Origin of the sequence: Nocardia sp. NPDC004860, from assembly GCF_040609015.1 — a bacterium.
GTDB lineage: Bacteria > Actinomycetota > Actinomycetes > Mycobacteriales > Mycobacteriaceae > Nocardia.
On sequence record NZ_JBEXJI010000010.1, the window covers coordinates 239,078 to 248,411 of the forward strand.

At 68.0% G+C, this 9,334-nt stretch carries 6 protein-coding genes and 1 rRNA gene; 3 read left to right on the forward strand and 4 right to left on the reverse strand.

Going from position 1 to position 9,334, the window contains the following annotated elements; genetic code table 11:
* Positions 1-61 precede the first annotated feature (61 nt).
* Together ABZV44_RS20875 and sucB are read right to left on the reverse strand one after the other, a co-directional pair.
* Positions 62-961 (reverse strand): TIGR01777 family oxidoreductase, encoded by a 900-nt coding sequence (locus ABZV44_RS20875; protein WP_354838476.1) that lies wholly within the window; start codon positions 959-961, stop codon positions 62-64.
* A 29-nt stretch (positions 962-990) separates the two neighbouring features.
* On the reverse strand, positions 991-2,766 hold the full coding sequence (gene sucB / locus ABZV44_RS20880; RefSeq protein WP_354838479.1) for a 2-oxoglutarate dehydrogenase, E2 component, dihydrolipoamide succinyltransferase: 1,776 nt from the start codon (positions 2,764-2,766) through the stop codon (positions 991-993).
* A gap of 800 nt (positions 2,767-3,566) precedes the next feature.
* Here sucB and ABZV44_RS20885 point away from each other — a divergent pair.
* Complete coding sequence (locus ABZV44_RS20885; RefSeq protein WP_354838482.1) at positions 3,567-3,902, forward strand: oxidoreductase; 336 nt, start codon at positions 3,567-3,569, stop codon at positions 3,900-3,902.
* Positions 3,903-4,004: 102 nt separating this feature from the next.
* On the opposite strand, the gene ABZV44_RS20890 is transcribed toward ABZV44_RS20885, so the two are convergent.
* Positions 4,005-5,510: a leucyl aminopeptidase gene (locus tag ABZV44_RS20890; protein ID WP_354838485.1), complete on the reverse strand. Its 1,506-nt coding sequence runs from the start codon at positions 5,508-5,510 to the stop codon at positions 4,005-4,007.
* Between the two features lie 234 nt (positions 5,511-5,744).
* On the opposite strand from ABZV44_RS20890, the gene tuf reads away from it, so the two are divergent.
* Positions 5,745-6,941 (forward strand): elongation factor Tu, encoded by a 1,197-nt coding sequence (gene tuf / locus ABZV44_RS20895; protein ID WP_354838488.1) that lies wholly within the window; start codon positions 5,745-5,747, stop codon positions 6,939-6,941.
* Positions 6,942-6,945: 4 nt separating this feature from the next.
* Here tuf and ABZV44_RS20900 read toward each other — a convergent pair whose 3' ends face one another.
* Positions 6,946-8,373 carry a sugar porter family MFS transporter gene (locus ABZV44_RS20900; protein ID WP_354838491.1) on the reverse strand — a complete coding sequence of 476 codons (1,428 nt, stop codon included), beginning with the start codon at positions 8,371-8,373 and terminating at the stop codon, positions 6,946-6,948.
* Between the two features lie 873 nt (positions 8,374-9,246).
* Here ABZV44_RS20900 and ABZV44_RS20905 point away from each other — a divergent pair.
* Positions 9,247-9,334: ribosomal RNA gene (locus ABZV44_RS20905) — 16S ribosomal RNA — on the forward strand; the annotation flags it as partial.

A 9,334-nucleotide genomic window follows, 5' to 3' on the forward strand; every position in this document is an offset into this window, starting at 1 on the left:
GTTCCACACGGTATCGACGGGCCCGCTGTGACGTGCGCCGCGCCCACCGCAACGGACCGGATCAGCCGGACTGACCGAGCGTCGCGGACAGTGCCGCGCCGATGGTGGGGTGCTGGAAGGGGTATCCGGCGGCCTCGAGCGCGGTGGGAATGGCCCTGGGGCCGTGCAGGATTGCCTCTTCGGCGAACTCGCCCACGGCCAGCCGCAGCGCGAAGGCGGGCACCATCAGGGGCGTCGGCCGGTGCATGACGCGGCCCAGCGCGCGGGTGAACTCCGCATTGGTGACCGGTGCGGGACCGACCATATTGACCGGGCCGGAAAGGCTTTCGTGGGTGAGCGCGTAGCTGATCGCGCCGACCTCGTCGTCCAGGGAGATCCACGGCACGTACTGGCGGCCGCTGCCCAGCCGCCCGCCGAGGCCGAGATAGTAGAGGGGATACAGCATTCCGAGCATGCCGCCGTGCCGGGCCAGCACCACCGCCGAGCGCAGCAGCACCGTGCGCACCCCGGCGTCGGCGGCCTGCTCGGTTGCGGCCTCCCAGTCGGCGCACAGGCCGGCCAGGAAACCCGTTCCGGCGGGGGAACTCTCGGTGACGACGCGGTCGCCGTGAGCGCCGCCGTAGTAGTGCACGCCGCTGGCATTGACCAGCGTCGGCACGCCCGCGGCGGCGACCGCGGCGGCCAGCACGTCGGTGGGGACGATGCGGCTGTCGCGCAGTTCCTGTTTGTAGCTGCCGGTCCAGCGCCGCTGCCCGATCCCCGCGCCGCAGAGGTTCACCACGGCGTCGGCGCCGCGCAGCGCACGTTCGTCCAGATTGGAACGGACAGGGTCCCAGGTGAATTCGTCGCGGGCGTGCACGGGACGGCGCACGAGGCGGGTGACCTCGTGCCCGTCGCGGCGCAGAGCCGCGACGAGTGCCGTCCCGATCAGTCCGGACGAACCGGCGATCACGACCTTCATCCGATCAATCCTGCCGCCCGTATCCGGCATCAGAGCCCGAGGTCACCCTCGAACGCGGCCTCCTCCAGCCGGTGCTTGACGGTGGTCAGGAAGCGACCCGCGTCGGCGCCGTCGATGAGGCGGTGATCGTAGGTGAGCGGCAGGTAGGCCATCGAGCGGATGCCGATGAACTCGTTGCCGTCGTCGCTGATCACCATGGGGCGCTTGACGATCGCGCCGGTGCCCAGCATGGCGGCCTGCGGCGGCACCAGGATCGGGGTGTCGAACAGAGCGCCCTGCGAGCCGATGTTGGTGATGGTGAAGGTGCCGTTGGCCAGCTCGTCCGGCTTCAGGCCACCGGTGCGCGCCCGGTTGGCGATATCGGCGATGGCACGCGCCAGTCCGGCCAGCGACAGGTCGTTGGCGTTGTGGATGATCGGCGAGAGCAGGCCCTGCTCGGTGTCGACCGCGATACCCAGGTTGACCACCGAGTGGTAGGTGATCTCCTTGGTGTCGGAGTTGTAGGACGCGTTCACGTTCGGGTGCACGGCCAGCGCCTCGATGACGGCCTTGGCGTAGAACGGCAGGAACGTGATGTTCACGCCCTCGCGCTGCTTGAACGAGGCCTTGGCGCGGTTGCGCAGCGCGGCGATCTTGGTCATGTCGACTTCGTGCACCTGGGTGAGCTGCGCGGTGGTCTGCAGCGACTCCACGGTCTTGGTCGCGGTGATCTGCCGGATGCGGCTGGCCTTCTGGACCGTGCCGGTCAGGTGCGACAGCGACGGCCGCGGTGCGGGCGCGGCAGCGGCCGGGGCGACCCGAGCAGGAGCGGCGGGCGCGGCAGCGGCGGGGGCCGGAGCCTTCTTGGCCTCCGCGGCGGCGAGCACATCCTGCTTGCGGATGCGGCCGCCGACACCGGAACCGGTGAGGGTCGCGAGGTCAACGTTGTTCTCCGCGGCCAGCTTTCGCACCAGCGGGGTCACGTAGGGGCCGCCGTTGGTGGAGGGCTCCTCGGCCGGGGTGGCCGCGGCCGGAACCGGAGCGGGCTTGGGAGCCGGAGCCGGAGCCGGGGCGGGGGCCGGTGCGGGCGCCGGAGCCTCAGCGGCCGGAGCCGGGGCGGGCGCGGGAGCCGGGGCAGGCGCCGGAGCGGGCGCGGGAGCCGGAGCGGGCGCGGGGGCCGGTGCGGGCGCGGCCGCAGCAACGCCGCTGCCGATGACGCCCAGCTGACCGCCGACGGCGATCACGTCGTCCTCCTGCGCGGAGATCTCCAGCAGGGTGCCGGCGACCGGCGACGGGATCTCGGTGTCGACCTTGTCGGTAGAGACCTCGAGCAGCGGCTCGTCCACGGCGACCTGGTCGCCGACCTGCTTCAGCCAGCGGGTGACGGTGCCCTCGGTGACGGACTCACCGAGCTCGGGCATCTTGACCGGGGTGCCGGAGGCGGCAGCGGCCGGGGCGGGCGCGGCGGGGGCCGGCGCCGGAGCGGCGGCGACCGGCTGCGGGGCCGGGGCGGGTTCGGGGGCCGGCGCGGGCGCCGGGGCAGGAGCGGCGGCGGGCGCCGGGGCGGCGGCCGGGGCCGGAGCGGAACCGGCCTCACCGATCACGCCGAGTTCGCCGCCGACCTCGACCACGTCGTCCTCCTGGGCGACGATCTTCGTGAGAACGCCTGCGACCGGGGACGGGATCTCGGTGTCGACCTTGTCGGTGGAGACCTCGAGCAGCGGCTCGTCGACCTCGACCGTGTCTCCTTCCTGCTTCAGCCACCTGGTCACAGTGCCCTCGGTGACGCTCTCACCAAGAGCCGGCATCTGGACGGAGAAGGTCATGTCCGTTGACTCCTCTGACTGCTCGTCGGGTTAAACAGTTCGTCTCTCAGCGGGAGTGGCACCGCGGGTCGCGGTGTCGTCCCGACGGCCACCGATCATTCTGTGGCACCGGAGATCCGTGTTGGTTCTTGTTCCAGCCACCCATCCTTGCACTCGTCCGGGTGCGGCGTGTCACAGGGCGGCCGTTGCGCCGACCTCTCAGTGCCGCGATCCCCCGCGTGAGCAAGAGATCTCCCTGGCGTGAGCGTGAATTGGCGGGAATGGCATGAGACGTATCACGTTTGCGCGCGGCACCGCTTTTCGGGGTGCCGGTAGATGGGAGTCGAGGTCGCGCCGAGCGGGATAGCGGTCAGCTAGCTGACCGCGCCGCCGACGCCCGCGGACCGGATGGCCGGGGCGCCCGCGAGGAGTGTGGCGGTTGCGGGGTGGGGAGTGCTGAATTCGCGGGGGAGCGGTGAATCGGTTGAGGGCGTGCAGGATGCCGACGGCTTCGCCTCAATGTTGATGGGTGCCGTCGGTGCGCGCGAACGCCCGTTCGCATGTCTCTCGTGGCGGCGCATGGATTTGGCTTGCGCGGCATCGCCTCACCGGCTCTGAATTGCCGAGTGCGCCACCGGGCTCGTCAAATCGCGTTTCTGCGATCGTCCCCGGGCGCGGAAGCCGGTGCTGGGCTGAGCTGAGCCTGAACGGATTCTGTGGGGCTGCTTAGGGGTTGGCCGGGGGACTGGCGAACGGTCCGGGGGCTGGCACTATCGAATTATCCGGCGGTCTTTCCGTGGCCGGAGAGGAGGTAGCCGGGGATGGGTTTCCTGGATCTGTTCGGGCGCAGCGGTACCGCGCGCCGGGGTGATGCCGACCCCGAGGCGATGGCGCATCTCGCCGCCTGGACCCGAAGCCATTACGGCGTGGAGGCTTTCGTCGAGCCGCGTACGACGGTGTCCGATGTCTCGGTCGTCCTGGTCGCCCACGACGGGTCGTGGACCCGCCGCGCGGTCGGCGAGCGCGGCGCGCGACGCCTGTCCGCCACCTTGAACATCCCCGTCTACGACGCCCGCCGAGTCGGCTACCCCCAGCGCATGCGCGACTATGAAGCGCGCCGCCGCATCCTCGAACGCCGCGCGGCTCAGGACCTCTGACGCCGGGCTCCGGAACGTCCGGCGCGAGTCCGGCCGCGCCGAACGACGACGCCCGCCCCGCATCGAGCGGGGCGGGCGTCCGTGTGCGACTGCCGCTGTTCGCTATTCGGCGGCGATGTCCTCGAGGGTCGCGATGAGGGTGCGTACCGGGACGCCGGTGCCGCCCTTGCCGATGTAGCCGAACGGCCCGCCGGTGTTGTAGGCGGGACCGGCCACATCCAGGTGCGCCCACTGCACGCTCTCGGAGACGAACTCCTTGAGGAACAGCCCGGCCGACAGCATGCCGCCCCACCGGTGCGGCGCGACGTTCTGCAGGTCGGCGATCTTGGAGTTCAGGTCGGCGCGCAGTTCCGCGGGAAGCGGCATGGCCCAGGCGTTCTCGCCGACGGCCTGCGAGATGCGGGCCACCCGGTCGCGGAAGAGGTCGGTGCCCATGACGCCCGGGGTACGGGTGCCGAGCGCGACCATCTGGGCACCGGTGAGGGTGGCGACGTCGATGACGTAGTCGGGTTCGTCCTGTCCCGCGCGTACGAGCGCGTCGGCCAGGATGAGCCGGCCCTCGGCATCGGTGTTGATGACCTCGACGGTGGTCCCGCCGAACTGGGTGAGCACGTCACCGGGCCGCTGCGCGGTGGCCGACGGCATGTTCTCGGCCATGGGCACGGTGGCGATGACCGTGAGCGGCAGGCTCAGTCGCGCCGCCAGCAGCGTGGTGGCGATGACCGCCGCCGCGCCGCCCATGTCGGAGGTCATGTTCTCCATGTTCGCCGCAGGCTTGATGGAGATGCCGCCGGTGTCGAAGGTGATGCCCTTGCCGATGAGCGCCACCTTGGGGTCGCCGCCCGCGTAGGTGATGCGGATCAGCCGCGGCGGCCGCGAGGAGCCCTTGCCGACGCCGAGAATGCCGCCGTAGCCCTGGGATTCGAGTTCCTTCTCGTCCAGGATCTCCACCTGCAGGCCCGCGGCCTTGGCCAATTCCGCTGCGCGGTTGGCGAATTCGGCCGGGAACAGATCGTTGGGCGGGGTGTTCACGAAATCCCGCGCGGTGGCGACGGCTTCGGCGACGGCCTGCGCCCGGAACAGCGCCTCTTCCCCGAATCCCGGTTCGGGAACCAGGAATTCGACGCGCTTGACCGGCTGATCGTCGTCCTTGGGCGCGGTCTTGGCGGACTTGAACGTGGTGAACTGGTACGCGCCCAGGTAGAAGCCCTCGGCCGCCGCGCCGAGGTCGAGCCCCGACAGTGTGGTGACCGCGGTCGCGACCCCGGTCAGTGCCCGCCCGGCCGCACCGGCCGACTTGCGCACCTGCTCCGCGTCGAGCTTGTCCTCGGCTCCGAGCCCGACCGCCAGCACGTAGTCGACGCCCAGCCCGGCCGGAGCCGGCACCCGCGTGACCTCCTCGCCCTTCCCCTTGGCCCCGACCGCCTGCAGCGCAGTCAGCAGCGCGGCCCGGGTCTCGCCGTCCAGCACATCGTCGAACGCGTCGGCGGGCGCGATCTCCGGCCCGTCATCCGTCGAGGTGAGGCCGATGACGAGGACGTCGGCCTGCCCGATGGCCACGGTGCGTACGAGTTCCGGTCCGAGCGAACGATCTGCAACAGCTGTCATAACCGCCCACGTTACTTCCCCTGCTCACCCGAGGCGGGTTCGGCGCGTCTCCCAGGGACTCGCCGAGCGGAACCCCACCCGTCAACAGTCCTGTACGTCTGGTTCGGGCTGTTCTCGACCTGTGCGGGTCAGCAGCTGAATACCCTGGAAAAGACACCGCCGTCGGGCATGACTTCGCGGTGTTCCCACCCTCCGGTGCCCTCTCGAATCGCGCGGGCGCACAGGAGGTTCCCAGTGGCGAAGGCGAAGTTCCAGCGGACGAAGCCGCACGTCAATGTCGGCACCATCGGCCACATCGACCACGGCAAGACCACTCTCACCGCGGCGATCACCAGGGTCCTGCACAACAAATATCCGGACCTGAATCCCTTCACACCCTTCGAGGCCATCGACAAGGCCCCCGAGGAACGGCAGCGCGGCATCACCATCTCCATCGCCCACGTGGAATACCAGACGGAGAACCGCCACTACGCGCACGTCGACTGCCCCGGCCACGCCGACTACATCAAGAACATGATCACCGGTGCCGCCCAGATGGACGGCGCCATCCTGGTGGTCGCCGCCACCGACGGCCCGATGCCGCAGACCAAGGAGCACGTCATCCTGGCGCGCCAGGTCGGCGTCCCGAAAATGGTGGTGGCACTGAACAAGTGCGACATGGTCGAGGACGAGGAGATCCTGGAACTGGTCGAACTCGAGGTGAGCGACCTGCTCAGCGAGTACGAATTCGACGGCGACAACACCCCCATCGTCCGCGTCTCCGCCTACCAGGCGCTGGAGAACCCGACCGGCGAGTGGGGCGACACCGTCACCGAACTCCTGGCCGCCGTGGACGATTGGATCGACACCCCCACCCGCGAGGTCGAGAAGCCCTTCCTCATGCCGATCGAGGACGTCTTCACCATCACCGGCCGCGGCACCGTCGTCACCGGCCGCATCGAACGCGGCGTCCTGAAGGTCAACGCGGAGGTGGAGATCGTCGGCATCCGCCCGAAGACCACCAAGACCACCGTGACCGGCATCGAGATGTTCCGGAAACTGCTGGACGAGGGCCAAGCCGGAGAGAATGTCGGCCTTCTCCTGCGTGGTGTCCGCCGCGAAGACGTGGAGCGCGGCCAGTGCGTCATCAAGCCGGGTTCGGTCACACCCCACACCCAGTTCGAAGGCCAGGCCTACATCCTCTCGAAGGAGGAGGGCGGCCGCCACACCCCGTTCTTCAACAACTACCGCCCCCAGTTCTACTTCCGCACAACGGATGTCACCGGCGTGGTGACGCTTCCGAAAGAAGTGGAGATGGTCCTCCCGGGTGACAACGTCTCCATGGAGGTGGTCCTCATCCAACCCATCGCCATGGAGATCGGTCTCAAATTCGCCATCCGCGAGGGCGGCCGAACGGTCGGCGCCGGCCAGATCACCAAGATCCTCAAATAGCGGGTCAGCCCATTTCTTCCAGTGCCTTGCCCTTCGTCTCCGGAACCCACCTGAGCACGAAGGGAATCGAGAGGACAGCGAAGGCGGTGTAGATGACGTAGGTCCCCGACAGGTTCCAGTCGGCCAGGCTGGGGAAGCTGGCGGTGATGACCCAGTTGGCGATCCACTGCGCCGACGCGGCCACACCGAGCGCGGCGGCGCGCAGCCTGTTGGGGAACATCTCGCCGAGCAGCACCCACACCACGACACCCCACGACATGGCGAAGAACAGCACGAAGCAGTGCGCGGAGACGAGCGCCACGATGCCCTGGGTGTGCGGCAGGCTCACACTCTCCCCGGACCCGGACTTGTAGGAGAACGCCCAGCTCTCCAGCGCGAGCGAGATCGCCATGCCCGTGGATCCGATGAGCGCCAGCGGTTTCCGCCCGATCCGGTCGACCAGCACCATGGCGATCACGGTGCCGACGATATTGATGATCGAGGTGGTGAACGAGTAGAAGAACGAACTGGACGGGTCGATGCCCACCGACTGCCACAGCGTCGCCGAGTAGTAGAAGACGACATTGATGCCGACCAGCTGCTGGAACACGGACAGCCCGATACCGATCCACACCACCGGCAGGAACCCGAACCCGCCGTCCAGCAGATCCTTGAACGTCGACCGGTGCTCACTGTGCATGGCCTGTTCGATCTCGGCCACCCGCTCGTCCAGATTCCCCTTGCCGCCCTCGACCTGGGCCAGCACCTCCTTGGCCTTGTCGGTCTTACCGATGGAGATCAGGTACCGCGGCGACTCCGGAATGGTGAACGAGAACAACCCGTACAGCGCCGCCGGCACCACCATCACCCCGAGCATCCACTGCCAGGCCTCCAGCCCCGCGATGTGACCGCGCTGCTCACTGCCCGCCATCTTCAGAATCGCGAAGTTCACCAATTGTGAAGTGGCGATACCGATCACGATGGCCGCCTGCTGGAACGACGCCAGCCGCCCGCGATACGCCGGCGGCGACACCTCGGCGATGTACGCGGGCCCGATCACCGACGCCATCCCGATCCCGACGCCACCGATCACACGCCACATCGCCAGATCCCACAGCGCGAACGGCAGCGCCGACCCGATCGCACTACAGGTGAACAGTGTCGCCGCGATCCGCATGCACCAGATGCGCCCGATCCGGTCCGCGATCCGCCCCGCGATCGCCGCCCCCACCGCGCACCCGATCAATGCGATGGCCACCACCTGCGCCAATGTCGCCGACCCGATGTCGTAACGGTCCCGGATCGCCTCGACCGCACCGTTGATGACCGAGCTGTCATACCCGAACAGAAACCCACCCATGGCCGCCGCAGCGGTAATGAACACGACATAGACGAGGCCGTCCGCCCCACCCACCTGATCGCCGGGCGTGCGCTCGCCCACCGTTGAATTCACGCAGACTCCTTCGTCCCGACCCGGAGCCTGGTGAGCCCGGGCCAACCATCTTGGGTAAGACCGAGATGACGCACAGAACCCCGTCAGACGGCGCACTCCGACGATCGTTGCTGCCGTGATGCTTGTCAACGCGGCCCGCAGCGGTCGATTTCCGGCGAGATGGACAGCGGGATTGCCCGCGATGCGGTCGTCTCTCGCCGCCAGCCGTCCGGCCTCCCGCAGTAGTAGTGCCGCGGTCTCGACGTCGCCGGCTCGCGCGGCGTCGGTCGCTTGCGACACCGCATACAGAACTCCGGACCGATCCTCGCGACTCTCCGTCCGCGCCCGAACAGCTGCGGCCACGAGACCTGCTTACCCATAGGCAGTGTTGTGGGGAGGTATTCGGAGCCGCGCGCTCTTCGACGCGTTCGTGCCACTCATCCGATGTGCCGGAAAAGCGCAGGTAGACAGCCGATTTGACTTTGGTTCGTCGCAACACGTAACTTATTCCAGGTCAGAGCGACACGGACACCGACCCGGAGCCCCAAGGGCCTGGGAAACGAGGTTGGACGAGGAGCGCCTGATGATCACACTAGTTCCACCTGACCAGCAGATTTGGTCTGCTGCATGATGCGAGCTAAGCTTGATAAGTTGCCTAGCTGATCGAACGGGCTTACCGCCCGGGAGATGGCTTGTGCGTGTGTTCTTTGAGAACTCAATAGTGTGTCGATGAATGTCAGTGCCAAATTTTGAAATTTGGTTCCGGCCTCACACCCCCCGTGTGATGGGGTCGGACATTTAAGTCAGCTAATTTCCAGCTGGCGTTTTTATCGCTAGGTTTTCGGACTCTGCGAACATTCTTCTGATTCGCCCTTCGGGGTTGATCGAGAGTCTTCAACGGAGAGTTTGATCCTGGCTCAGGACGAACGCTAGCGGCGTGCTTAACACATGCAAGTCGAGCGGTAAGGCCCTTCGGGGTACA